The following is a 23259-nucleotide window of genomic DNA, read 5'->3' on the forward strand; positions in this document are numbered from 1 at the left end:
CGCGGGCCGGGCACACCCCGGGCGTGTTCCCGTTCCGGCCGGCGAGAGCTGGCCGGAAAGCCGCCGGCCGGGAGGAAGTCGCCGGCCGGGAAGTCACTGCTTGGTGAGGAAGCCGAGGAGGAGCGGGTTGACGACCTCGGCGTGGGTCCAGCCGATGTTGTGCGGGCCGCCATCGACCTCGTGGTACTGCACGTTCCTGACCAGGGTCCGCAACCGGCGTCCGGTGTTGTCGATGGGCAGGATGCGGTTCTCGGTGCCCTGCACGACCAGCAGCGGAACGTTCGACAGCGCGGGCACGTCACCGCGGAAGTCGGTGCACCACGCGTCGACGCACCGCAACGTGCCGAGTGCCGAGGCGCCGACGGCCACGGCCCAGCCGTGCTGCCAGACCTGTTCGCTGGCGCGGGCGGTACCGCCGAAGACGTCCATGTTGTAGAAGTTGTCGAGAAAATCCTTCTGGTAGGCGAACCGGTCGTCGCGAATGGCCTGTTTGATCTCCTCGAACACCGCTGCCGGCACGCCTTCGGGATTGTCGTCGGTTTTCAGCAGGTATGGCGCGAGCGGCGCGAACAGGGCCGCGGCGGCGACGCGGTCGGTGCCGTACGCCCCGAGATAGCGGGTGATCTCGCCGGTGCCCATCGAGAAGCCGGCCAGAACGATGTCACGCAGGTCAAGTGTTTCGATCAGCGCGTTCAGGTCGGCGGTGAACGTGTCGTAGTCGTAGCCGATCGCTGGCTGACTGGACCGGCCGAACCCCCGCCGATCGTAGTGGATCACTCGATAGCCGGCGTCCAACAGCATCGGGATCTGCTTCTCCCACGATGCCCCGTCGAGCGGGAAACCATGGATCAGTACGACCGGCTGGCCGGATCCGTGGTCCTCGTAATAAATATCGATATCGCCAGAATTCTCCTGGTCGACGGTTATGTAAGGCATTTTCTCCCCCTTGCGCGGATGTACACGGCCGCTGGCAGCGGTCGTACCCGGCCGGGTCGTGCGGCATCCGTCCGAGCCGCACGTTGTCCCCGCCGTGCGGGATGCCCGGTTTGCCCCGGGCGATCGGCCCCGTCGACGGGCGGGGGCGCTATCCGGCGATCGCGGCGGTGGACGGGGGCGGAGCGGCTTCGGCGGCCGGCTTTGTCAGCGCGGTCAGGCTGGCCAGTGCCATGTCCGTGAACAGAGCCCGCAGCCGTGGCGCGCGTCTGCCGCCGGGGGGACGGGTCGCGTCGGACATGAGCAGCGCCTGCACGGCCTGGACGGCGGAAACGAGCTCGTCGCGCGAATGGCCGGGGAAGCAGGCATCCAGACAGGCGATCCACCGGTCGAGGTAGCGGTGCTGGCGCCGTAGGAAGTTGCGCCGGTCGGCGTGCGCCAGCGCCCGCTGCTCCCGTGCCCAGATCCCCGCCAGGCGCTGGTGGTTCACCGCGAACTCGACATGCGCCTGGATGAGCCGGAGCAGTTCCTCCCGCGGGTCGTCCATGGGCTCCCCGACCTTGGCCAGCAGCGCGTCGGCCGCCTGGTCGAACAGCACGGAAAGGATTTCGTCCTTGCTGTTGAAATGTCGATAGATGGCCGACCCGGTGACCCCGGCCTCCTTCCCGATCGCATCGACTCCGACGCCGTCGAAACTACGTTCGTAGAAGAGCTTTTCCGCCGCCTGGAGGATCTGTTGCTCGCGCTTCATCGACCCAGTGTACGGAACGGTCGTTTTCGCTGGCCGGTGATGTGTCCGATGTCGTAGGCGGCTTCGGCGAGCTCACGAGTGCTTCCTTCAAAAAGGATGCGGACGGCTGTTGTCAGATTGGCGACGGTTGACGCTGTCGTCGCGAGCCCGTGCCGTTCGGGAAACGACCGTTCACCTCGAGTCGGTGAGCCCGTCCAGGCCCGTCCGGACCTGGGCGCGGCTTGACCGTAATTTACCGGTCGCGGTTGCGCAGGCGTTCCAGGGCGCGTCGGTCGCGTTTGGTCGGGCGCCCCGCGCCGCGGTCGCGGGCACCTGCCGCCGCGACGCCCTCCCGTGCCGGCGGCGGGCTGCGGTCGATGAAGCATTCTCCGGCGACGGTCGCGCTGACCCGTTTGCTGAGAAGACGGGTGACGACGATGGTCCGCTCGCGCCCGGCGTGCCGCACCCGTATCTCGTCCCCGGTGCGCACCGTGTGGGCCGGCTTGACCCGCTCGCCGTTGAGATGAACATGTCCGGCGCGGCAGGCCTCGGTCGCCTGCGACCGTGTACTGACCAGGCGTACGGACCAGATCCAGGCGTCGACCCGTACGCTCCCCTCCTGCGCCGCCATGACACGACTCTACGAATCCGACAGCCGCCTGGTCATCAACCGGGCGGAGGACAAGGCGGGAGGCAAAGACCGGTACCCACGCCCTGCCCGCGTGGCCTCGGTACACGGCGGTGGGCGATGATCACGAATCCCCGTCGGGATCTCCTGTTCGTCCACGCGGTCTGTTCACCGTCCGTCCGCCTGGGAGTTCACCGTCACGCCTGCGCCGACCGACATGTGCGGTGGCTGGATGCCGCGTCGCCGTCGGCGCAGCAGGGCGGCGACGAGCACGACGAGCGCGGCGACGGTGTAGGAGAGGATTCGCAGCGTCCGGGCGTCGCCGGGCAGATCCGTGAACAGGGACACGTACACAGGATGGCCGGCGGCCGCGACAGCGAGCCACTCCAGCTGACCGGCGAGAACGGCGAGCGCCACCAGCAGGATTCCGTACCAGGGCTGGACCGGAGTGGCGATGAGAAAAGCGGCCCCGACGAGCCACAGCGCGGCCCGTTCGAGGGGAACCCGGTATGGGTCGCTGCGTAGAACGATCACGGTGACCGCGGCCAGCGCCGACACGGCGGCGGCCTTGGCGGCGGCCCCGTCGATGCCGAGAGCCGTGAGCAGCAGGAAACGGCTGCCCCGGCCGTATCCCTCGACGTTGAGGTACTCCGGAAGAAAGCCGAGGGCCGCTGGTCCGACGGCCAGGATGTGGGGCAGGTAGAAGAGTCCGACGATCGTGACAGTCGCTCCGATCAAGGTGACCGGGCGGCGTCGGGCGGCTGCCGGCAGGAGTAGCGCCGGGTACAGCTTGACCGCCACCGCCGCCGCGAGCAGACTCCCGGCGAGCCAGGTCCGGCGGCGGCTGGGCGTCTCCTCGGCCATGCCGGTTTCCCTCGTCATACCGGTTGTTTCACCGGCCGCGCGGATCCCGTTGGCTCCACCTGCCCGTGTGGCCACAGCGGGCCGGGGACGACGGCGCCGCGGGGTGAGAAGCGCGATGCCACCGAGCGCGAGCAGCGCGGCGAGGACGTCCACGTGCGCGTCGGAGCCGATCTCGAGACCGGCGAGCGGCGAAAGGGCGTAGAAGCCGGCGTGCCGAGGATCCCGGCCCCGCGCCGTCAGCATTGTCATCATCAGCCCGACCAGGGCCAGTGACGCCAGCGACGCGTACAACTGCGTCTTGTGTTCACGCGGCGGGCCGGGCAGGAAATGCAGCACGGTGAAGTAGGTCTGTGCCACTGGAGGGTAGACGGTGTGCGCTCGGGGATAGTTCAACCGGATACAGTCCGGGCCGCGTCCGATGGCGGCGCATCCGGCCGGGTCCGGGAACAGCCAGCGGTCACGCAGGTGGGTGAGCGCGGGATCGAGCGGGCCGTAACGGTACGGGTCGATACCGGCCGCCTGCACCCGACCGTCCCAGACGTAACGGTAGAGATCGTCGGACAGCTGCGGGCCGCGGGTGAGCGCCACGGCATGGATGCTGACAGTGCCGGCGAGCAGCAGCCCGACGGCGAGCCGGCGGGGGGCGGCGCACAGCAGCAGGGCCGCGGTGGCCACGCCGAGCACCCACCAGAGCATGGTCAGGTACAGCACGCCCGCCCGGCTGGGCAGGTAGCCGGGCTGGCGCAGGATCGCCGCCTGCACCGCGAGCAGTCCCACCAGCCCGACAGCGGCGGTAACCGACGCCGTCCGTCTTCGTGCCCGTGCCGTTCGTGCGTGGGTGTGCTCGAGCCCCGGGACAGCGACGGGCCGGGCCGTCCGCGGTGCGTACGGTACGCGCAAGGTGCGGGGCATGGGCTCGACCCTGGCAGCCGTTTCGAGTGACCAGGGTGTTCTCGCGGCCGGTTTCTCCGTTTCGTAAGGCTTCGGCCGGGCCGGCGGGGGCGTGCGCCGACCTACCGTGCGGGTGTGCGACCAGTCATCGGCCTGTTCACCGGACGCTTTCCACGGCCGCCCGCGATACCGCGCCGCGGGCCGTTGCGCGCGGACGCCTTCACCAGTCGTCTGCACGACCCGCGGGTCGCCTCGTTACTGGGTGTCTGGCTCGGGATCGCCTTCGGGGTGTGTTTTCTGACCGGGCTGGTGTCGCATTTCATGCAGCATCCGCCGTCGTGGTACCTCTGGCCGTCCCGCCCGGTGTCGTTGTACCGGGTGACGCAGGGGCTGCACGTGACGACCGGGCTGGTGTGCGTCCCGTTGCTGCTGGTGAAACTGTGGACGGTGTATCCGCGGCTGTGGGAATGGCCGCCGGTGCGTTCGGCCGTCCACGCCCTGGAGCGGCTGTCGATCGTGCCGCTGATCGCCGGGGCCGTCTTCCAACTGGCCACCGGGATCGCGGACACCGCCCAGTGGTACCGGTTCCGGTTCTTCTTCACCGCCACCCACTACTGGGTTGCCTGGATCACGATCGGCGCGCTGAGCGTGCACGTCGTCGCGAAACTCGCGGTCGTGCGGGCGAACGTGGGCCGCGGCCGGAACGCCCGGCAGCACCTCACGGACCGGGTGAGCGCTCCCGAGCCACCGGGCGACGGGCTGTCCCGGCGCGGTCTCGGTATCGCCGTCACCAGCGCCGCCGGTGTCATCGCGGCGACGACCGCGGGGCAGTGGGTGCCGGGCCTGGCCGGGCTCGACCTGCTCGGGACACGCCGGCCGGACATCGGCCCGCAGGGGTTGCCGGTCAACAGGACCGCGGTGGCGGCCAGGGTCACCGCGGTTGCCCGTGACCCTGGCTACCGGCTGGAGGTGGCCGGCCCGCGTCCGTTCGCCCTCACCCTCGACGGGCTGCGGGCGTTTCCCCATCACGAGTCGAAGCTGCCGATCACGTGTGTGGAGGGCTGGGCCGCGGACGCCACCTGGCGTGGTCCACGGCTGCGGGACCTGCTGGATGCCGCCGGTGTTCCCGCGGACGCGACGGTACAGGTGGAGTCCCTGGAGGCGGGCGGGGCCTACCGGACCAGCGAGGTGCGCCCGCCGCACGCCCGGGACCCGCTGACCCTGCTGGCCACCGTCCTCAACGGAGCGGAGCTGGACGTCGACCACGGATACCCGGCGCGGCTGATCGCGCCGAACCGGCCCGGTGTCCTGCAGACCAAGTGGGTGCACCGGGTGGTGATGCTGTGAACGGGCAGGGACCGGTGCCGCACACCCACGGCCAGGAAGAGCCCGCTGGCCAGGGGCGTCCCACCGGCCCGGTGGGCGCGGGCCCGATGGCCGCGGCTGTGCTGCGCGTCCTGGTGGTGGCCGCCGGCCTGGCCGCGATCGGATACGGGATCCACGGCCTGGTCGACGGTCGGCCGGCCACGAATCCGCCGAACGCGGCGGCGTGGCTGATCGGCGGGATCGCGCTCCACGACCTGCTGGTCGTCCCGGCGACGATGGCCGCGGGATTCGTGCTCGGCAGGCTGGTCCCGGCACCGTACCGGGCGGTGGCGCAGGGGGCGTCGGTGGTCAGCGCGGCGGTCGCCCTGGCGTCGCTGCCCCTGTGGCGTGGTTACGGTGGGTCAGCTGACAATCCCTCGGTCAACCCACTGCCGTACGGGCGCAACCTCGGAATCGTCCTCGGCCTGATCTGGGCGTGCGCTGCCGTCGTGATCATCTGTCGTGCGCTTCACGCCAGGTTCTCCTCCAGATAGCAGCTTCTGATCTGATCCGGGATTTTTCGACTGTCTGGTGGAAAGGGTCGAGGCGCATGGCGCATGGCGGACAGGACGGCGAAGTAACGGTTCTGGCTGCGCCAGATTTCCGTGACGCGCAGGCCGGCGTCCACGGTGAGGTGGGCGATCTCCCTGATGCCCACGAAGGTCCAGGGGAAGGCCCGTGACAGCCGGCCGTCCGGCCCCTCCAGCCGGATCAGGGACGTGCCGGTCTGCGTCCCGGGCGGTTCCAGCTCGATCAGCGCCCGGCCGGCGGGGGCGAGCAGTTCGGCGGCGCGGCGCAGCAGCCGGGCCGGGTCGCCGCCGATTCCGATGTTCCCGTCAGCGAGGACCAGCACGGCCCACCGCCCTTCGCCGGGCAGGTGGTCGAACACGTCACGTCGTAGTGCCACCGCGCCGGCGCGGCGGGCGAGCTCCACCGCGAACGGGGCCACGTCGATGCCGAGGGTGGGTATCCCGCAGCCGGTCAGCGCCGCGGCAAGGCGGCCGGGGCCGCAGCCGACGTCAAGAGTCGGCCCGTTACATCGACGCAGCAGAGATGCGTCACCCGGTTTGACGCCACCGCGCCAACGGCCGACCGGCAGAGGCTCCCGCCGCCCGTCGGTATGACGTATCCATAACTTCCCTGATACGGACCGTAGTCCGTTCTCGTAGACGGCGATGGGGCAGCACCGGCCATGAACGGTTGTGAGCGCCTGGCTGCCGGTCACGGGATCGCCACCGGGCTGGTGTGACCTGTCCGGAAGCTCCGCAGCGTCGCGGCGAACCGTCCACCTGGCGCGATCCGCGCTACCGCCGCCGCGTCGGCGGCGGTAGCGACATCTCGCAGGACCGGAAGGGTCGCCACCCGCAGGCCGGCTTCGGACAGGCGGACCCGCTGCCGCGCGCCGGTGTCGGGGCGGGAGGTCGGGACGCCGCGCAGCAACTCGCCGTCGGGGCGTCGCAGGCCGAGCGCCCACCAGCCGCCGTCGGCGGCGGGGCCGAACACCGCGTCGGCGGAGTCCAGCGCGAGGCAGGCGTCGGCCAGCAGCGCCGGCGTCACCTGTGGGGTGTCCATGCCGATCAGCAGCGTCGGGCCGTCACTCCCGTCGAACGCGGCGGCGAGACGGGCGTCGAACGGCCCGGACACCTGCGGCACGACCTCGAACGCGGCCGGTCCCCCCGGTGCCTCCGGTGTTTCCGGGCCCTCCGGCACATGCAGCCACGGGCCTACGGTGCCGTCGAGGACGAGGCTGGGACGCAGCCGGCCGAAACCGGGAAGGCAGCCGAGCTCGCGGACCGCGGCCAGGGTATCCGCGATCGCGGCGGTGGCCACGGCTGCCGCCTGCGCCGGGCTGAACGGTGGTGTCAGCCGGGTCTTGACCCGGCCGGGCACAGGTTCCTTCGCCACCACCAGCAGCCTCACCGCAGGCCCGCCAGGAGCGCGGACATGTCGCGTACGGCCCGGGCCGTGCCGAGCGGCGAACCGGTCACCTTCGACCGGCCGACCCGCGGACGGTAGTCGACGTCGATCTCGACGATCCGCCAGCCGGCCTGTGACGCCCGCAGGAGCAGCTCCAACGGGTAACCGAACCGGCGGTCGGCGACCGGCAGCCGCAGGAGGTCGTCGCGGCGGGCGGCCCGCATCGGCCCCAGGTCGCGGACGGGTACGCCGCGGCGGCGCAGCCGTCCGGCGACGATCGAGTTGCCGAGCCGGGCGTGCGGCGGCCAGGCCCGTGGAGAGGTCGGCCGCCGTCGCCCGAGCACCAGCTCGGCGCGTCCGGCCAGCAGTTCGTCGACGAGACGGGGCAGTTGGGCCGGGTCCAGGGACGCGTCGGCGTCGCACACGCAGACCACCTCGGCGTTCGTGGCAAGCAAGCCGGCGTGTACCGCCGCTCCGTAGCCGCGTTCGGGCACACTGATCACGATCGCCCCGCGTTTGCGGGCCAGTGCGGGTGATCCGTCACGAGAGCCGTTGTCCGCGACGACTGCCCGGTACCCGGACGGCATCCGGTCCAGGACCCAGGGCAGCGCGCCGGCCTCGTTCAGACAGGGCAGGACGACGTCCACCGAAAACCACATTTTGTCACTTTCTGCAACCATAAGCGTGACTGTAGGAGTGGAAGCCCCTGATCGACCCTTACGGGACAAGAAACGCTCTCTGCCCTGCCTCGCTCCGTTCAGCTCCACTCCGCGGAACCCGCCCGTCGTGAAGCAGCCCGCCCCACCAGCCGTCCCAGAAAGGCTCGAAGGCCCAACCGGCCGCCTTGGCCACCTTGAGGAGTCGAAAGGACGTGGATCCGCCGCTGCTGGAAGAGCGCCGGATCCACATCCCTTCCCTGGCTCCTCGGTCCGCCATCCTCGGACGGTCGCCTGAAGGATTACGAAATGGAGAAGCTGCTCTTCAAGCTTGTCGCAACCGGTTGTCAGGCCCTTATCGTGACGGCGTGACCCGTGTCCTCGTCGTCGACGACGACCCGACCGTGGCCGAGGTCGTCGACCGGTATCTGCGTAACGCGGGCTTCGACGTCGACCGCGCCGCGGACGGCCTCACGGCGTTACGGATGGCCGAGACCACCGTGCCGGATCTTGTCGTGCTCGACCTGATGCTCCCGGGCATCGACGGCATCGAAGTCTGCCGCCGGCTGCGGGAACAGCGGCCGGTACCGGTGATCATGTTGACCGCGCGGGGCGAGGAGGCGGACCGTGTCGCAGGCCTCGAGACGGGCGCTGACGACTACGTGACCAAACCGTTCTCGCCGCGTGAGCTGACGTTGCGGGTGCGGTCCGTGCTGCGAAGGGCGGCCGAGCCGCCGCGGGCATCCGGTGCGCTGCATGCCGGCATGCTGGTCGTGGACGCGGCCGCCCGTACCGTCACCCGGCACGGGGTGGCGCTTTCCCTCACGGTGCGTGAGTTCGATCTGCTGGCTTTTCTGCTGCGCCATCCCGGCCGTGCCTTCACCCGCTCCGAGCTGCTGGAACAGGTATGGGGATGGAGCTACGGCGACCCCTCGACGGTCACCGTCCACATCCGCCGGCTGCGGGAGAAGATCGAGGACGATCCGACCGCCCCTCGGATGCTCGTCACCGTGTGGGGCGTCGGCTACCGGTACGACCAGACGCCACCGAGGCATACCGATGACGCATCTGTCGTCTACGAAACATAAAGAATCATGAGCGGAGAGCGCGGCGGAGCGGGGGTGCGATGAGCGCCGAACTACAGGTCGTGATGATTGCGCTTGGTTGTTCGGCCGTGGCCGCGCTGACGGGGGTGCCGTTGCTGCGCCTGCTGCGGAGACGGCCACTGTGGGCCACGGTGGCGGCGCTCTCGGTCGTGCCGGTGGTGGCGGTAGCGGTGGGGGTCGCCGGTACCGCGCGGGCGATGTTCCTTTCCGAGCACGATCAGCACGACCTGCGGGTCGTGCTGATCGTGCTCGCTGTCTCGGCGGTGGTCGCCACCGCCGCCGCGGTGCGGCTGGGGCGGCCGGTCGTCACCGCCACCACCATGCTGACCGGCGCCGCGGCCACTCTCGGTGAGGCCGGCTATCACGGAGCGGCCCGCGTCCCAACGGCCGAACTCGCCACGCTGGCACGTACGCTGGATGCCACCCACGTCCGACTGGTAGCGGCGCGTGACCGTGAGCGGGCGCTGGAAGCCAGCCGGCGCGAGCTGGTGGCCTGGACAAGCCATGATCTGCGGACCCCGCTGGCGGGAATCCGAGCGACAGCGGAGGCCCTGCGGGACGGCCTGGTGACCGACAGTGAGACAATATATCGTTACCATCAGTTGATACTTGCCGATGCCGAGCGACTGACCGGCATGGTCGACGACCTGTTCGAACTGGCCCGGCTGCAGGCCGGGGCCTTCCGGCTGACCCTTGAGAAGGTGTGCCTCGCCGACCTCGTGTCGGACGCGATCGCCGTCGTGGACCCGATCGCGCGGGCCAAGGGCATCACCCTCACCGGCACCGCCGATCATGCGGTGTTCGTCATCGCTGACGCGACCGAAGTCGGACGGGCGCTGACCAACCTGCTCGTCAACGCAGTCCGGCACACCCCGGACGACGGGACGGTGGAGGTCACCACCGAAGCGGACACCGTTCGGGACCGGGCGCTGCTCGCCGTGGCCGACCGCTGTGGCGGTATCCCCACCGACGATCTTCCCCGCCTGTTCGAACTCGGCTTCCGCGGCGAGGTGGCGCGGACTCCCGGCGGCGGCGATCATCCCCACCAGCTCCGGGTGCGCTCGGGGATCGGGCTGGCGATCGTCCGTGGGATCGTCGAAGCCCATGGCGGCGACGTCACCGTGCACAACCATCGGGGTGGCTGCCGCTTCGTCGTCGCGCTCCCGGCCGCCTGAACAACGTTCCCCAGCCATCTGGACGGACGCACGCTGTTTTCCGGATTTCCTGGTCTCCGCGGGCTTCCTCGGTTCCAGCTTCCTTGGTTCGTAAGATCCGGAGCGCTCCGGAGTCGTTAGCGTCCGTGGGTATGCGCATCCTGGTTACCGGCGGCGCCGGGTTCATCGGTTCCCACGTGGTCGACATGCTTGTGGCGGCTGGCGACAGCGTTCGGATCCTCGACGCGCTGCTGCCGGCGGTGCATCGGAGCAGGCCCGAGGTGAACGCCGCCGCCGAGCTGATCGTCGCAGACGTGACCGACCGGCCCCAGGTCGAAGCCGCGCTCGACGGCGTGGACGCCGTCTGCCACCAGGCCGCCATGGTCGGTCTGGGAGTCGATCTCGACGATCTGCCGGCCTATGCCGCGCACAACGACCTCGGCACCGCGGTGCTGCTGGCTGCCATGGCCCGTCGCGGAGTACGGCGCCTGGTGCTGGCGAGTTCGATGGTGGTCTACGGCGAAGGTGGCTACCGCTGCCCGGCCGACGGGCCGGTGCGCCCGGGCCCGCGGCTGCCGGCCGAGCTGGCTGCCGGCCGGTTCGAGCCGCCGTGCCCGAGCTGCGGCCGTCCGCTGGAGCCGACGCTTGTCGCCGAGGACGCGCCGCTGGAGCCGAAGAGCGTCTACGCGGCCACGAAGGTCGCCCAGGAGCACCTTGCCGCCGCGTGGGCCACCGCCACCGGCGGCAGCGTCCTGGCGTTGCGTTACCACAACGTCTACGGCCCCCGGATGCCCCGGGACACCCCGTACGCCGGTGTCGCGTCGATCTTCCGCAGCGCACTGGAACGGGGAGAGCCACCACGCGTGTTCGAGGACGGTGGACAACTACGTGACTTCGTCCACGTCCACGATGTCGCGCAGGCGAACCTGCACGCGTTGCGACACCCGGGCGTACTCGGCGAGCTCGTACCGCTCAACATCGGCTCGGGCGAGCCGCACAGCGTCGGCGACATGGCCTCGGTACTGGCGCGGGTTTTCGGTGGGGCAGCGCCTGTCGTCACCGGCTTGTATAGGGCCGGTGACGTCCGGCATGTCACCGCCTCGTCCGCCCTGGCCCGGGGCTTCCTCGGCTATCAGCCCCGGGTCACCTTCGACGAAGGAGTGAATGCCTTCGCCCGCGATCCGCTGCGCGGATGACGATCCACGGCGTTTTCGTTCCCGGCTCCCCGGCGACCGTGGGCCTCGTGCTTCGGGATGCCGTTCCTTCCGGCATGTGGTCCTTCTGGCACACGGCCTGCCATCACGGTCGAACGACGGTCAGGTGATGGTGCGGCTGACCCGGACGAACAGGTGGTGGAAACCGGCGAAGCCGCCGAACAGGCCACCGATCTCGAGTACCTGGACGCGGGCCAGCGCGTCGGCGAGTATGGCGTCCGACGGCGGCAGGTTGGCCACGGCGTTGGCGAACGCCTCGTCGAAGCTGAGTTTGGATGACAGGCCGATGGCCTCCTGGGCCTCCGCTGGCAGGGCGGGCCGGTCGGCGCCGCCGCGGACAGCTGCGACGAAGCTGGCCAGTTCCTTGCCGGTGGGCTCGATGTCGACGCGGTCGGTGCCGTCGGCGTGATGAACCGTGATCGTGTCCTGGTCCTCGGGGTAGCGGACCGTCTCGGCGTAGCGATACGGCGTGACATGCTGCGGGAAGATGCCCGGCTTCGCGCGACGCAGGAGATTGAACTGCTGCGGGAAGATGCGTAGCAGGCTCTTGGCGATGTCGACCTCATAGCCGGGGTTGGGCAGTTCGCCTTCGGCGACGATCAGCACGAACGGGCCTTCACGGAAGGCGCGTATCCGGCTCCGGCTCGCCAGTTCCCAACGGCTCATGACTCCTCCTGGTGGTTGTCGATCACATCCTGGACGTGATTTCTCCGCCAAGAGCATTGTCTTACTTTGGGCGACCGATTAGCTACTACTGGCATATAGGCGACAGTTTTACGTCTGCTGCTGGAACGCGGTGTAGGAGAAAGTTGCCTGTCAGCAGATCATAAAGATTCAAATAGGTCACTCAGGGTGATAGTGAGGCAGGCGAGGCAGGTGATGTCGCAGCCGTAGCCCGGCGGTGATGTTGATGGTGTCGGTCACGGACAGCGAGGCGACGCCGCGGAGAACAGCCGGGCCGGCCGGCCGCGCCACCATCCACCGCTCACCGGGGGCTGGGGCCGTCAGGTCTCCAGCGGCAGCAGCTCGGTGGCGAACTGGTCGATGAAATCGCTCCAGGACGGCGGGGACGTCACCGGCCGGACCACGAACTTGCTCATCCCGACCGCGACGTAGTCCCTGATACGGCGCCGCAGCGCGTCCCAACCCTCGGGAACGAGGGCTGCGGGGTCGGCGTCCGGCCGCCGACGCCGGAGCGTGGCGGCAAGCTCAGGTGGGATTCCGTCACCCAACGCGACAGGAATACTCAACCCGTAGTGCTCGGGATCGACGGTCCGCTCGGCCGCGTCGGCCGCCGCTGCGACAGCCGCGATCCCCCTGGCGGCATCGGATGGCGTGATCAGAGACGCCAGCCAACCGTCGCCAAGCCGGCCGACACGGCGCAGCGCGGCGGGCGCGGCTCCGCCGAGCCAGATGTCGAGGGGCTTCGCGGGCAGGGTACCGATACCGACGTCGTCCAGGGTGAAGTACCGACCGTGAAACGTCACCGATGGTTCCGTCAGCAGGCGGCGCAGCAGGACAAGCGCCTCGTCGAACACCGCTCCGCGCTGCCCGGGACCACCAGGCCCTCTCTCCTGCGCCGGCGCAGGAGCAGGAGAAGGCGGCACGGGCGAGGGAAGCGGAAAGGCATCGCGGTCGGCCGCCCGCGCCGGGCCGAGGCCCACAGCGGGCAGGATCCGGCCAGGGGCGAGGCGCGCGAGAGTGGCGAGCTGCTTGGCGAACAGCACGGGGTTGCGCCCTGGCAGGACGGACACCCCGGTGCCCAGCTTGAGTCGACGGGTCCGCGCGGCAGCGTAGGCCAGGCCGACCATCGGGTCCGGTGCCGGCGAGGACACGATCTCCGACAGCCACAGGGAGTCGATTCCGATTTCGTCGAGCCGGCCGGCGATTTCCTCCAGATTCTCCGGATTCTCGTTGCGGCCTGCTCCCGGCGCGATCCCGATCCGTACCTTCACATCCCGTCCAAGCCGGTCCCCGGCCGGCGCATTCCTCGCCGGGCAGCGGCGTGCGGGAAAACCGTCCACCGACGGGTTCGGCGTTTCACCCGCCGTTGAGGTAGATGGCCTGGCCGGAGCCTGAAGGCGAGTATCAGCTACACGTGCGATACCGAGTGTCGCGTCGGGGTGGACCGGCCAGGCGCTGCCGCGGCCAGACCGGGCGCTCCGGCGGTGACCGCCAGCCGTCTGTCCTCGATCGGTCCCGCGATGGCCCGGTCGGCAAGATCCATGGGAGGCGGCCACCCGTGGGCGAACCCGCTCCGTTCGGTTGGTGAGCCTGTCCTCGCGGCGGGTAGGTCCGTCATCTCGACAGGTACGACCGGCCTCTCATGGGAGTAGGAAAAGCTCTCTTAAGGGTGATGCGGGATTCGTGACTGAGCTCACATGATGAGGTGCATCACTGGATAGGGCTGTTCAAACCGCCCGGACGGCTACTCGCCCTGACGCAGGAGCGTCGTATGACTGTCACGCACACGGAATCCACCTCAGCCACCGGCGTCCCGGACGAGATCGCGCGACGTGTGGTGCTGCCCGAGGGACACCGGGACGACGAGCCGCTCTTCGCGGCGTACCGATGGCTGCGGGAGAACGCGCCGCTGGCAAAGGTGCGCGTCGAAGGCTACGACCCGATCTGGCTCGTCACCAGGCACGCGGACATCATGGAGATCGAGAAGCAGCCGGCCGTCTTCACCAGCGGTGGCGGTGCGGAGCCGGGCTCGCACAACCCGATCCTGCAGAACCAGGCGGGTGACGCGTTCACCAGGTCCCTGACCGGTGGGAGCCTGCGGATCCTCGAAACGGTGACCTATCTCGATCCGCCCGAGCACACGATGGTCAAGGACATCGCGAACGAGTGGTTCCGGCCCGCGTCGCTGAAGAAATGGGAGGGCCGCATTCGCGAACTCGCCACGCAGGCGATCGCCGACCGGCTGCGCCCAGGTGTCAACAATCTCGATTTCGTCGGTGATTTCGCGCTTTACTACCCGCTGCACGTCGTCATGTCGCTGTTCGGGGTTCCCGCCGCGGACGAGCCCCGGATGATGGCCCTCACCCAGGACTTCTTCGGCACCGCGGATCCCGATACCCAGCGTGACGACGTCGCCGCACTGACCCCCGAGGCGGCGGCGCAGCAGTGGTCGGCCGCGATCCGGGACTTCTATGCCTACTTCGACGCTCTCGTCGAGGCCCGGCGTGCCGAGCCTCAGGACGATCTGGCTTCCATCATCGCGAACGCCCGCCACCCGGACGACGGAGAGTTCTTCGCGAAGGAGGTCGCCTACGGCTGGTTCGTCGCGATCTCCACCGCCGGGCACGACACCACGTCGAGCACGCTGGCCGGCATCATCGAGGTGCTGGCTCACCACCCGGACGAACTCGCCCGGGTCAGAGCCGACCTGTCGCTCGTGCCCGACCTCGTCAACGAGGGGCTGCGATGGGTGTCGCCGGTCAAGCACTTCGTCCGGCAGGCGACCCAGGACTACGTCCTGCGAGGACAGCAGATCACCAAGGGCGACCGGTTCATGCTGCTCTACCAGTCGGCGAACCGCGACACCGACATCTTCGAGGCGCCCGACGAGTTCCGCATCAACCGCCGGCCGAACAAGCACATCGCCTTCGGGTACGGCCCGCACATGTGCATCGGCATGCACCTGGCCAGGCAGGAACTGCGCATCATGCTGGAAGAGCTGCTCCCTCGGGTGGAGTCGCTCGAGGTGACCGGCGACCGGAAGGTCGTCCAGACGAACTTCGTCGGTGGGCTGCGCCGGCTCCCGGTACGCCTGGAACTGAGGTGACCAGATCTGTCGATCATGTCGATCGATATCCCATCGGGCACAGTCGATCTTTTCCGCTTCGCGGAGCTGGCCGAGTCTGGCCGAGCCGGGCTCGACGGGGCTCCAGCCGCTGCATCCGCTCAAGAGCGTCCACCTGGACGAGGTCGACGACATGGCCGGCCAGTGCGCTTCCCGTCCCGCTCCGGCCAGGGCAAGGCCTGCGGTGTCAGGTCCCTACTCTCTGAGGAGATCTGTTGACACTCACTGCGAACCCACCGACGCCCACGGAGTCACCGGTGCGTCTCACGGTCAGCGACCGAATCGAACGTGTCTCCTCGGCAATTGTGCCGGTCGGCGTGGTCTTCATGTTCGTGGGCCTGTTGATCGCCGGCTACATTCCGGCGGTGCCCGCCAACTGGTCCGCTGAGGAGGTCGCCGAGTTCTACCGGGACAACACGAATCTCATCCGTTTCGGGATCATTCTGACGTTGATCGGATTCATGGTCTGGGGTCCGCTGATCACGGTGATCCTGCGCCAGATGTTACGTATTCGTCCTGAACAGAAGACCCTGGCCTACCTGCAGTTCGGTTCCGGGCTGGCGGCCTGGCAGTTCCTGTGGGTGCCGATGCTCGTCCTGGCGGCCGCCTCGTTCCGCCCGGAGCGCAGCCCCGAGACGACGCAGACACTGCACGACCTGGGCTGGATCCTGCTGTTCCTGCCGTTCATGCCGTTCGTCCTGCAGAGCGGCGCCATCGCGCTGGCGGTGCTGCTGGACGCCGGGCCGAAACCGGTCTTCCCACGCTGGGTGGCCTACTTCAACCTGCTGGAGTGCTTCCTCTTCCTGGCGGTGATCCTGATGCTGTTCTTCAAGACGGGGCCGTTCGCCTACCACGGCGTGCTGGTGTTCTGGATTCCGCTGTTCATATTCGGCGTGTGGCTGCTCGTGATGGCCTGGGCCACCTATCGCGGGACGGTCGAGGAGCAGACACGGCGGCTTGAGAACACCTCGGGCGTGCATGCGGGTTGAACGGTCGACGTCGGCGTACCCGCCGTCGTCGGGCACCCGGGTCGAGGCTCCCGAGCCGCGGGGCCACGCCCCGCGTGCGCCTGGTGAGGACGGCCATGTCCCACCTGTGCCCGGTGAGGGCAGCCGTGCCCCACACGTGCCCGGTGAGGTTGGCGTCTGGGTTCTCGTCCTCGGCGAGATGTCGATGTTCGGAGTGTTCTTTGCGATCTTCATGGACGCTCGTGCTGGTGACCGGGAGCTGTTCGCCCGGTCACAGCAGCATCTGAACATCACGATCGGGCTCGTCAACACGATAATTCTCCTGGCGAGCTCGTTGTTCGTCGTGCAGGCTGTCCAGGCGGTCCGGGCCGGCGGGTTCGGCCGGGCGTCGAAGTTCTTCACGCTGGGGCTGCTCTGCGGCCTTGGATTCATGGGCGGAAAAGTCCTGGAATACAGCGAGAAGCTGCACGCCGGTATTTCCCCCGTGACGGACGCGTTCTACATGTACTACTACGTACTGACCGGAATACACGCTCTCCACGTCGCCGTCGGTATGTGTGTGCTCGCATTTCTGCGGAAGATGACGAGAAACCCGGCACGCCATCCGAAGACCACGACGGTCGAGGCGTGCGCGTCCTACTGGCACATGGTGGACATACTATGGATCGTCCTGTTCCCGCTGCTCTACCTCATCTGAGTTCGCGCCTGCGCGCGGTGACCCAGGGCCGGCTGGTCCGGCTGGTGTTCGTCGGGCTCCTGCTGCTGACGGCCGGCTCGTCGTGGTTCGCCGAGTCCGAAAGCGCCCGCGGCGTCGCCACGACAGCATTCATCATGACTGTCGTCGCGGCGAAGCTCCACCTCGTCGGCATGCACTTCATGGAGCTCGGGCACGCTCCGTTCGCGCTGAAGCTCGCCTTCCACGGCTGGATCGTCGTGGTGTGGGGACTCATAGTCGGCTTCAGCTGATCCGTTCGGCTGATTCATGAATGCGCCTCGGGCGCCGGCTGCAGCGGGCCGGCGCCCGAGGCGCACTGGCATGGGCACTGACATGGGCATTGCCCGGGCCGCGAAAAGCGCGCGGACCGCACGCTCGCGTGGCTCGGCCAGGTAGGTGTCCGGAGGGGGCCTTGGCCCCTGCTCGCGGGCCCCGGCCCGGATCCGGCAAGGCCGCGGCGTCCAGGGACGAAGCTGCGGCGTCCAGGGACATGGATTGCCCAGGACGTCCGGATCGTCCAGCGATATGTCCTGTTTTCGATCATGAGAATGATTCGCGATCATAAAAATGTGACTCATGTCACTCATAAATGAAAACGGTTTTGGTTATCGTCTGAGGTGAGGAAGGGGCGTGATGGATCTGTCGTCTGGAAACGGTTCGTGTTCCCCGGGTGGGATCAACATCTGGCCCGAGGGCGTCGACCATGCCGTCCGTCCCCTCGTCCCGCGGGTCCTCGCCCGCGGGACCACGTCGTCCATGTCATCTCTGTCATCTCCGTTGGCCCGCTTGGACCGCATCTGCCTGCTGCGCCACTGGCGGGCGACGGGGCCGTTCGAGCGGCGGCCATGGCGGCCGCCAGCCGTCCGCAGACCAGGAGAACGTGTATGTCCGCGCGCTGCCAGGTGACCGGCCGGAAGCCGGGTTTCGGGATGCGGGTCAGCCACTCGCACCGGCGAACCCGGCGCCGGTGGGACCCGAACATCCAGAAGAAGACCTACTGGCTTCCCGGTGAGAACCGTCGGGTCACCCTCACCCTCACCCTCTCGGCGAAGGGGATCAAAACGGTGGACCGGCGGGGCATCGAGGCAGTGGTCCGGGAGCTGCGCGCCCGCGGGGTGAAGGTCTGATGGCCCGTAACGAGCTGCGGCCAAAGATCAAACTGAGGTCCACGGCCGGCACCGGATACACCTACATCACCACCAAGAACCGCCGTAACGACCCGGACCGGCTCACGCTGAAGAAGTACGACCCGGTCATCCGGCGGCACGTTGTCTTCCGTGAGGAGCGCTGACCGCCCGTGGCGAAAAAGTCGAAGATTGTCGCGGACGCGCGACGGCGCGAGATCGTGGCACGACATGCCGTGCGGCGCGCCGAACTGAAGGAGATCATCAGGCGCCCCGGGACGCCGGCGGTCGAGCGGGAGGCCGCGATCGCCGAACTGCGCCGCCAGCCGCGGGACGCCAGCGCCACCCGGCTGCGTAACCGCGACCAGGCGGACGGGCGCCCGCGCGGTGTCCTGTCGAGGTTCGGCATCTCCCGGATCAGGTTCCGAGAGATGGCGCACGCCGGCCAGCTGCCCGGGATCCGGAAGTCGAGCTGGTGAGGCCGGCCCCGAGCGGTCCGCCGCCCGTAGCGGGCCGTCCGTCGTCCACCGGAGGGGAACGCTGATGGCCGTTCCGAAACGGCGGACCTCACGGTCCAACACCCGTACCCGCCGGGCCCGGTGGAAGGCCCAGCCACCCACGCTCGTCCCGTGCGGATGCCCCAGGAAGCTGCGCACCCTGCCCCATCGGGCCTGCGCGCACTGCGGCCTGTACGCCGGCCGGCCGACCCGTCCCGAATAGACCCAGGAGCTCCCGATGCCTCGACGAACCTCCCCCCGGGCCATTCGTCGGAAGAAGACCAACATCCTGGTGGAGCGGGGAATCACCTACGTCGACTACAAGGACGTCGTACTGCTCCGCCAGTTCATCTCGGACCGTGGCAAGATCCGTTCCCGACGGGTCACCGGGCTCACGTCACAGTAGCAGCGGGAGGTCTCCCGCGCGATCAAGAACGCGCGGGAGATGGCGTTGCTGCCGTATGCCAGCCCGGTCAGGTGACCTGATGGACGCTGGAAACCACGGTGATGGTCGCGGCCGGCAGGGCACGGAGGCATGGTCCGACGCGGACGGTTTCGACGTCACCGTCGACGCTGCCCATGACGTGACCGATGCCGATGCCACTGGAGGCGCCGGGGCCGCTGGAGGTGCTGGGGCCACTGAAGGCGCCGGGGTCACCGGCGGCATCGGCAACGGCACGGCTTCCGGCGGGGATCCGGTGGAGGTGCTGCGGGACGCCGTCGGACGCTCGGCGGGCGGAATTCTCGTTGTGCTCCGCGACCGGAGCGTCCTGCCCACGGCCTATCACCGGACCTGGGGGCCGCCGGCCGGGTCCCGCTCCTCCGCGGCAGCGGCGGGACGGTTCGCCTGTGTGTACCCACGTCGCGGCTGGAACGGAATGGTGGGCCCGCCACGCTGGCTCGGGCCCCTCAGCCCGCCCGGGATGCTGCGCGCGCTCGCCACCTGGCTCGAACAGGGCGGTCCGGCGGGCCGGCGCCCCATACCGCCCGCCCTGCGTCCTTACCTGCTGCCCGGCCGGGCGGCCATAGTGATCATGCCTCCGGTGATGCTCAACTAAAGCGTCGGCCATGTAGTCATAAGTAACCGAATCATGACCATCTGGTGACCGTTCGGAACCCGCGCCCCGCATCCAGCAAAGGAAGCAAAGAATCCGCACGGGAAGTCCGGGCGGATCGGTCGGGTGCGAATGACCCGGTGTTGTGTTCGCTGTGGGACCGACGCCGGGTGGGGCGACCGGCTGGGTGGGAGTGCCAGCCGCCCCGACGCTCAGTTGTTCCTGTCGCCAAGTTTTCTGATGAAGTCCTGGGCCTTGTCGACGCCGGTGTCGATTTTCTCGCCGTGTTTGCCGCCGGTTTTCTCGTCGATGAGGTCGCCGACCTTCTCCAGCCCTTCGGCGATCTTGTCGCCGTGAGTTTCGGCGATTTTTTCGGCCTTCTCCCGGAGTTTCTGCAGGTTGTCCGGGTTGGTCGGCTTGTCGGACATGAGCCGCCCCTTCTTCTTTTCAGTCACATCCTCGGGTCGGGTGGCCCAGGGGTGAGATTCCCCTGGGCCACCCGACCTCAAGGTCTGTATAAAAACGGACTCCAGGCGCAGACCGACGTCGCCTCACGGTGTCAGTCCCTCTGGCGGATCCTGCACCGCGCCGGTATCGACCCCGCACCCCGACGGGCCGGCACATCCTGGCGCACGTTCCTACGCACACAGGCCTCCGGAGTCCTCGCCTGCGACTTCTTCACAGTGGACACCGTCTTCCTCCATCTCCCGGACAGCCCCGACGATCGGCTCCACGGGTCTTCCACGCGGTGATCCCAGCCTTCACCTCCTGCATACGTTGCGTGAGTTCGAGATGTTCTACAACGGGCATCGGCCTCACCGACCCCTCGGACAAGCAGCCACGCTCCGCCCACCACCCGAACCGGAGCAGATCGGGAACCTGGAGATCCACCGACAAGATCGGCTGGTGGAGGGAACCCTCCACCAGTACTGACATGCGGGCTGACCAGGCCGGATGATTAATCGGCACCCACAGGTACGTCGCCCGAGTTCGGACCTCGGCAGGATGCGGCGCAAGCGGGCGCTTCCTGCCATCCGCTGGTAACCGGACCGTTCCTGTCCGGAGTATTCCTATTCCCCCGTATCCCTGATACGTTCCCGGCTGGTTCGACCACTCAGAGCGATAATGCAGCGCAATGACGCTTTGTGACCACGCAGAGCGACCATGCGCCGCGATCGGCACGCTCGTAGACCAGGAGGCTGGCATGGCGATCTCCACCACACCGGGCACGAACTGGGGCACCTGGATCAACCTGGAGGGCAGCTTCGTCGACGTGCCCTCCGCCGTCCTCAACGCCGACAACCGGGTGTCCGTGTTCGTCCAGGGCGGCAGCAACACCTTGTGGAGCAGGTACGAGCAGCGCGACCGCGCCTGGGCCGGGTGGATGCAGCACCCCGGCTCCCGGGTGGCCGGTGCGCCCAACGCCATCCGCGGCAAGGACGGAAAGATCCGCGTCTTCTACCGCACCCCGGACAACCACATCGAGGTCATCACCCAGAACGCCATCAACGGCGGCTTCGGCGCCCCGGTGGATCTCATCTCGAACGTCGGCGGCGATCCCGCCGCCGCGCTGAACGCCGACGGCCGCATCCAGGTCTTCTTCCGGGGCAGCGACGACGCCCTGTGGTACATCCACAACCAGGGCCTGCTGTATGAGCAGTACACCCCGCCCGCCTCGCTGGGCGGCGCCATCTACGCCACCCCCTCACCCGCCCTGGACGGCTCCGGCCGCATCGTGGTGGCGGTCAAGGGCGGCAGCGACACCCTTTACACCATCCAGCAGAAATCGTGGAACTCCGCCGACGCCTGGGAGGCGTTCAGCAGCGAGACCACCGGCGTGACCAGCCGGCCCACCGTGACGCTGGACGCGTCCGCGCACGTACAGATCTTCTACCGTGGCTCGGACGGCGCCGCCTGGCGGGTCGGCCAGCGCTCTGACTACGACAGCTTCGAGACCTCGGTATCCCTCAGGGGCCAGATCCTCGGCGAGCCCACCGCCTTCCTCGGCCAGGACGGCCGCGTGCACGCCTTCGTGAAGGGGGCGAACGAGAAGGCTCTGTGGGTCGCGGTGCAGCAGACGGAGAACCAGCCCACCTACTTCGACTTCCAGAACCTCGGCGGCGTCATCGGCGACGTCCACCCCCAAGCGGTGATCGCCAACAGCGAGAACCTCCTGTACGTCTTCGTCCAGGGCTCGGGTACCCCCAAGAGCCTCTGGCTGCTGCGTCAGGTCTGGGCGTAACCCAGCGGGATCTGATCACCGGTTCAGCGAAGTCAAGGCAGGACAGCCCCCGCCGAACCGGTGATCAGACCGTCAGGGAGAGCTCGGCGAAGGCAGCCGGCACCGTTGCATGCGCGTGCACCGGCGGATCTTGGCCGCAAGTCTTCCGGCGCCGAGGCTCATCAACGCGACTCCGGGCGGCCGATAGCCCCACTGATCGGGGTACATGAGCGCGTCTGGTGGGAAGATCCGCGGTGAGGATCGGCTGCGATCGGCGAATGCAACAGTGCCGTTCGAACGGCACTGTCAACTTGGCCTGACAGCCTGAAAATGATCTTCTGGTTGTTCGTCGGGAGGGACTGCTCGTGGAAGCCGGAATGCCGTCATACAAGGCTGCCGGTACCCGACAGAGATCATCAGCCACTGCGTGTGGCTGTACCACCGCTTCCCGCTGAGCTTCCGCGAAGTCGAAGAACTCATGCTTGCTCGCGGGGTGATCGTCTCCCATGAGACGGTCCGGCAGCGGTGTGCGAAATTCGGGCCCACCTACGCCCACGAGCTGCGCCGCCGCAAGCCCCAGGCCGGCGCACGTGGCACCTCGACGAGGTCTTCATAAAGATCAACGGTAGGTGGAAGTACCCGTGGCGGGCGGTCGACCAGGACGGCAACGCCCTGGACATCCTGGTCCAGTCTCGACGTGACGCGAAGGCGGCCAAGCAGTTCTTCCGCAAACCGCTCAAGCGCCAGTGCCGCACACCGAGGGTGCTGGTCACCGACCAGCTGCGCAGCTACGGTGCCGCGCACCGGGCGATCATGCGCTCGGTGGCGCACCGATGCTCGAAGTCCCTGAACAACCGGGCGGAGAACTCCCACCGCCCACCCGCCGGCGGGAACGTGCCAGGAAAGGCTTCCGCCCGCCCGGAGCCGCGCAGAAGTTCCTGTCGGTGTTCAGTGCGATCTCGCCGCAGTTCCGGCCCCGGTGTCACCGCTCACCGCTGCCGGGTACCGCGCCGAGATGACCGCCCGTTTCAGGACCTGGAAGGAGATCAGCGGTGTACCCGCGGCAGCCTGATCACAGCGCCGACGTACGGCCCTACCCGGTCCCGGCACGTCCCAGCACAACACAAATGATCATCTTGATGGTAGGGCTGGTCTGGCTGGGCCCCGGCTCACCGCTGGCTTCCCTGGGCCGGCAAGTCGAACTCGCCTGAGATAACGAGTTGACCAACAGTAGTCGAAGAAAATGACCATAAACGGGTCTGGGTGGTGCCCCCAACGGGATTCGAACCCGTGCTACCGCCTTGAAAGGGCGATGTCCTAGGCCGCTAGACGATGGGGGCGGGTGGCAACGATCGGGCTGGGCTCACAGCTCGGACGCGGCAACGTCTGCCGTCGGTACGGCATGCTGAGCAT

The 23259-nt window shown here is 68.5% G+C and carries 25 protein-coding genes, 1 tRNA gene and 3 pseudogenes; 18 read left to right on the plus strand and 11 right to left on the minus strand.

Annotated features, from left to right (window positions below):
* Nucleotides 1-93 precede the first annotated feature (93 nt).
* From FSYMDG_RS01450 to FSYMDG_RS01465, 4 genes are all read right to left on the minus strand, one after another.
* On the minus strand, nt 94-936 hold the full coding sequence (locus FSYMDG_RS01450) for an alpha/beta fold hydrolase (protein WP_013871857.1): 843 nt from the start codon (nt 934-936) through the stop codon (nt 94-96).
* A gap of 148 nt (nt 937-1084) precedes the next feature.
* Nucleotides 1085-1684, minus strand: coding sequence for a TetR/AcrR family transcriptional regulator (locus FSYMDG_RS22480; protein ID WP_013871858.1), 600 nt, complete (start codon nt 1682-1684; stop codon nt 1085-1087).
* A 232-nt stretch (nt 1685-1916) separates the two neighbouring features.
* Nucleotides 1917-2294: an RNA-binding S4 domain-containing protein gene (locus FSYMDG_RS01460; protein WP_013871859.1), complete on the minus strand. Its 378-nt coding sequence runs from the start codon at nt 2292-2294 to the stop codon at nt 1917-1919.
* 165 nt (nt 2295-2459) lie between these two features.
* Nucleotides 2460-4067, minus strand: a complete 1608-nt coding sequence (locus FSYMDG_RS01465; protein WP_013871860.1) for a DUF2029 domain-containing protein — start codon at nt 4065-4067, stop codon at nt 2460-2462.
* Nucleotides 4068-4181: 114 nt separating this feature from the next.
* Between FSYMDG_RS01465 and FSYMDG_RS01470 the strand changes: the two genes are divergently transcribed.
* Both FSYMDG_RS01470 and FSYMDG_RS01475 read left to right on the plus strand, forming a co-directional pair.
* Nucleotides 4182-5393 carry a molybdopterin-dependent oxidoreductase gene (locus FSYMDG_RS01470; RefSeq protein WP_013871861.1) on the plus strand — a complete coding sequence of 404 codons (1212 nt, stop codon included), beginning with the start codon at nt 4182-4184 and terminating at the stop codon, nt 5391-5393.
* Complete coding sequence (locus tag FSYMDG_RS01475; protein ID WP_193353083.1) at nt 5390-5905, plus strand: hypothetical protein; 516 nt, start codon at nt 5390-5392, stop codon at nt 5903-5905. The genes FSYMDG_RS01470 and FSYMDG_RS01475 overlap by 4 nt, the downstream gene beginning before the upstream one ends.
* On the opposite strand, the gene FSYMDG_RS01480 is transcribed toward FSYMDG_RS01475, so the two are convergent.
* Genes FSYMDG_RS01480 through FSYMDG_RS01490 form a run of 3 tightly spaced genes read right to left on the minus strand, consistent with a single transcriptional unit; the run spans nt 5881 to nt 7987 of the window.
* Nucleotides 5881-6636, minus strand: a complete 756-nt coding sequence (locus FSYMDG_RS01480) for a class I SAM-dependent methyltransferase (RefSeq protein ID WP_013871863.1) — start codon at nt 6634-6636, stop codon at nt 5881-5883. The genes FSYMDG_RS01475 and FSYMDG_RS01480 overlap by 25 nt on opposite strands.
* Nucleotides 6633-7316: a TIGR04282 family arsenosugar biosynthesis glycosyltransferase gene (locus FSYMDG_RS01485; RefSeq protein ID WP_013871864.1), complete on the minus strand. Its 684-nt coding sequence runs from the start codon at nt 7314-7316 to the stop codon at nt 6633-6635. Before FSYMDG_RS01485 ends, FSYMDG_RS01480 begins: the two co-directional genes overlap by 4 nt.
* 11 nt (nt 7317-7327) lie before the next feature.
* Nucleotides 7328-7987, minus strand: coding sequence for a glycosyltransferase family 2 protein (locus FSYMDG_RS01490; protein ID WP_013871865.1), 660 nt, complete (start codon nt 7985-7987; stop codon nt 7328-7330).
* A gap of 365 nt (nt 7988-8352) precedes the next feature.
* On the opposite strand from FSYMDG_RS01490, the gene FSYMDG_RS01495 reads away from it, so the two are divergent.
* From FSYMDG_RS01495 to FSYMDG_RS01505, 3 genes are all read left to right on the plus strand, one after another.
* Nucleotides 8353-9072: a response regulator transcription factor gene (locus FSYMDG_RS01495; protein ID WP_050803275.1), complete on the plus strand. Its 720-nt coding sequence runs from the start codon at nt 8353-8355 to the stop codon at nt 9070-9072.
* A gap of 38 nt (nt 9073-9110) precedes the next feature.
* Entirely contained in the window at nt 9111-10265 is a 1155-nt protein-coding gene (locus tag FSYMDG_RS01500; protein ID WP_013871867.1) for a sensor histidine kinase, read from the plus strand.
* Between the two features lie 131 nt (nt 10266-10396).
* The gene (locus FSYMDG_RS01505; protein WP_013871868.1) at nt 10397-11440 is read left to right on the plus strand and encodes an NAD-dependent epimerase/dehydratase family protein; all 1044 of its coding nucleotides are present in this window, start codon (nt 10397-10399) and stop codon (nt 11438-11440) included.
* Nucleotides 11441-11560: 120 nt separating this feature from the next.
* Here FSYMDG_RS01505 and FSYMDG_RS01510 read toward each other — a convergent pair whose 3' ends face one another.
* Both FSYMDG_RS01510 and FSYMDG_RS01515 read right to left on the minus strand, forming a co-directional pair.
* Nucleotides 11561-12124 (minus strand): hypothetical protein, encoded by a 564-nt coding sequence (locus FSYMDG_RS01510; RefSeq protein WP_013871869.1) that lies wholly within the window; start codon nt 12122-12124, stop codon nt 11561-11563.
* A 338-nt stretch (nt 12125-12462) separates the two neighbouring features.
* Nucleotides 12463-13413 carry a TIGR03854 family LLM class F420-dependent oxidoreductase gene (locus tag FSYMDG_RS01515; RefSeq protein ID WP_013871871.1) on the minus strand — a complete coding sequence of 317 codons (951 nt, stop codon included), beginning with the start codon at nt 13411-13413 and terminating at the stop codon, nt 12463-12465.
* 500 nt (nt 13414-13913) lie between these two features.
* Between FSYMDG_RS01515 and FSYMDG_RS01520 the strand changes: the two genes are divergently transcribed.
* From FSYMDG_RS01520 to FSYMDG_RS01560, 10 genes and pseudogenes are all read left to right on the plus strand, one after another.
* Entirely contained in the window at nt 13914-15248 is a 1335-nt protein-coding gene (locus FSYMDG_RS01520) for a cytochrome P450 (RefSeq protein ID WP_013871872.1), read from the plus strand.
* A gap of 275 nt (nt 15249-15523) precedes the next feature.
* Nucleotides 15524-16255: a hypothetical protein gene (locus FSYMDG_RS01525; protein WP_013871873.1), complete on the plus strand. Its 732-nt coding sequence runs from the start codon at nt 15524-15526 to the stop codon at nt 16253-16255.
* Nucleotides 16245-16931: a cytochrome c oxidase subunit 3 family protein gene (locus FSYMDG_RS01530; RefSeq protein ID WP_013871874.1), complete on the plus strand. Its 687-nt coding sequence runs from the start codon at nt 16245-16247 to the stop codon at nt 16929-16931. The genes FSYMDG_RS01525 and FSYMDG_RS01530 overlap by 11 nt, the downstream gene beginning before the upstream one ends.
* Nucleotides 16932-16948: 17 nt before the next feature.
* Nucleotides 16949-17200, plus strand: a complete 252-nt coding sequence (locus FSYMDG_RS01535) for a cytochrome C oxidase subunit IV family protein (RefSeq protein WP_013871875.1) — start codon at nt 16949-16951, stop codon at nt 17198-17200.
* 633 nt (nt 17201-17833) lie between these two features.
* Entirely contained in the window at nt 17834-18076 is a 243-nt protein-coding gene (gene rpmB, locus FSYMDG_RS01540) for a 50S ribosomal protein L28 (protein WP_013871876.1), read from the plus strand.
* Nucleotides 18076-18240 (plus strand): 50S ribosomal protein L33, encoded by a 165-nt coding sequence (gene rpmG / locus FSYMDG_RS01545; RefSeq protein WP_013871877.1) that lies wholly within the window; start codon nt 18076-18078, stop codon nt 18238-18240. Before rpmB ends, rpmG begins: the two co-directional genes overlap by 1 nt.
* A gap of 6 nt (nt 18241-18246) precedes the next feature.
* A complete protein-coding gene (rpsN, locus tag FSYMDG_RS01550; protein WP_013871878.1) occupies nt 18247-18552 on the plus strand; it encodes a 30S ribosomal protein S14 in 306 nt (101 codons plus the stop codon).
* A gap of 64 nt (nt 18553-18616) precedes the next feature.
* Nucleotides 18617-18793, plus strand: coding sequence for a 50S ribosomal protein L32 (gene rpmF, locus FSYMDG_RS23765; RefSeq protein WP_013871879.1), 177 nt, complete (start codon nt 18617-18619; stop codon nt 18791-18793).
* A gap of 15 nt (nt 18794-18808) precedes the next feature.
* Nucleotides 18809-19051, plus strand: a pseudogene (gene rpsR / locus FSYMDG_RS01555) (30S ribosomal protein S18).
* A gap of 4 nt (nt 19052-19055) precedes the next feature.
* Entirely contained in the window at nt 19056-19628 is a 573-nt protein-coding gene (locus FSYMDG_RS01560) for a hypothetical protein (protein WP_131772028.1), read from the plus strand.
* Between the two features lie 209 nt (nt 19629-19837).
* Here FSYMDG_RS01560 and FSYMDG_RS01565 read toward each other — a convergent pair whose 3' ends face one another.
* Nucleotides 19838-20053: an antitoxin gene (locus FSYMDG_RS01565; RefSeq protein ID WP_013871881.1), complete on the minus strand. Its 216-nt coding sequence runs from the start codon at nt 20051-20053 to the stop codon at nt 19838-19840.
* A gap of 135 nt (nt 20054-20188) precedes the next feature.
* On the opposite strand from FSYMDG_RS01565, the pseudogene FSYMDG_RS27755 reads away from it, so the two are divergent.
* From FSYMDG_RS27755 to FSYMDG_RS01575, 3 genes and pseudogenes are all read left to right on the plus strand, one after another.
* A pseudogene (locus FSYMDG_RS27755) lies at nt 20189-20326 on the plus strand (integrase); the annotation flags it as partial.
* Nucleotides 20327-20829: 503 nt separating this feature from the next.
* Complete coding sequence (locus FSYMDG_RS01570; RefSeq protein ID WP_013871882.1) at nt 20830-21867, plus strand: hypothetical protein; 1038 nt, start codon at nt 20830-20832, stop codon at nt 21865-21867.
* Between the two features lie 364 nt (nt 21868-22231).
* Nucleotides 22232-22918, plus strand: a pseudogene (locus FSYMDG_RS01575) (IS6 family transposase).
* A gap of 192 nt (nt 22919-23110) precedes the next feature.
* Here the strand turns inward: FSYMDG_RS01575 and FSYMDG_RS01580 are convergent.
* Nucleotides 23111-23186 (minus strand) — tRNA-Glu (locus tag FSYMDG_RS01580).
* Nucleotides 23187-23259 lie beyond the last annotated feature (73 nt).

The organism is Candidatus Protofrankia datiscae (assembly GCF_000177615.2).
Taxonomy (GTDB): Bacteria; Actinomycetota; Actinomycetes; order Frankiales; family Frankiaceae; genus Protofrankia; species Protofrankia coriariae.

Bases quoted from the DNA above. Each gene is read 5' to 3' on its own strand.
- FSYMDG_RS01450 (WP_013871857.1), bottom strand. From the start codon at position 936: ATGCCTTACATAACCGTCGACCAGGAGAATTCTGGCGATATCGATATT.
- FSYMDG_RS22480 (WP_013871858.1), bottom strand. From the start codon at position 1,684: ATGAAGCGCGAGCAACAGATCCTCCAGGCGGCGGAAAAGCTCTTCTAC.
- FSYMDG_RS01460 (WP_013871859.1), bottom strand. From the start codon at position 2,294: ATGGCGGCGCAGGAGGGGAGCGTACGGGTCGACGCCTGGATCTGGTCC.
- FSYMDG_RS01465 (WP_013871860.1), bottom strand. From the start codon at position 4,067: ATGCCCCGCACCTTGCGCGTACCGTACGCACCGCGGACGGCCCGGCCC.
- FSYMDG_RS01490 (WP_013871865.1), bottom strand. From the start codon at position 7,987: ATGTGGTTTTCGGTGGACGTCGTCCTGCCCTGTCTGAACGAGGCCGGC.
- FSYMDG_RS01500 (WP_013871867.1), top strand. From the start codon at position 9,111: ATGAGCGCCGAACTACAGGTCGTGATGATTGCGCTTGGTTGTTCGGCC.
- FSYMDG_RS01505 (WP_013871868.1), top strand. From the start codon at position 10,397: ATGCGCATCCTGGTTACCGGCGGCGCCGGGTTCATCGGTTCCCACGTG.
- FSYMDG_RS01510 (WP_013871869.1), bottom strand. From the start codon at position 12,124: ATGAGCCGTTGGGAACTGGCGAGCCGGAGCCGGATACGCGCCTTCCGT.
- FSYMDG_RS01520 (WP_013871872.1), top strand. From the start codon at position 13,914: ATGACTGTCACGCACACGGAATCCACCTCAGCCACCGGCGTCCCGGAC.
- FSYMDG_RS01530 (WP_013871874.1), top strand. From the start codon at position 16,245: ATGCGGGTTGAACGGTCGACGTCGGCGTACCCGCCGTCGTCGGGCACC.
- rpmB (WP_013871876.1), top strand. From the start codon at position 17,834: ATGTCCGCGCGCTGCCAGGTGACCGGCCGGAAGCCGGGTTTCGGGATG.
- rpmG (WP_013871877.1), top strand. From the start codon at position 18,076: ATGGCCCGTAACGAGCTGCGGCCAAAGATCAAACTGAGGTCCACGGCC.
- rpmF (WP_013871879.1), top strand. From the start codon at position 18,617: ATGGCCGTTCCGAAACGGCGGACCTCACGGTCCAACACCCGTACCCGC.
- FSYMDG_RS01560 (WP_131772028.1), top strand. From the start codon at position 19,056: ATGGACGCTGGAAACCACGGTGATGGTCGCGGCCGGCAGGGCACGGAG.
- FSYMDG_RS01565 (WP_013871881.1), bottom strand. From the start codon at position 20,053: ATGTCCGACAAGCCGACCAACCCGGACAACCTGCAGAAACTCCGGGAG.
- FSYMDG_RS01570 (WP_013871882.1), top strand. From the start codon at position 20,830: ATGGCGATCTCCACCACACCGGGCACGAACTGGGGCACCTGGATCAAC.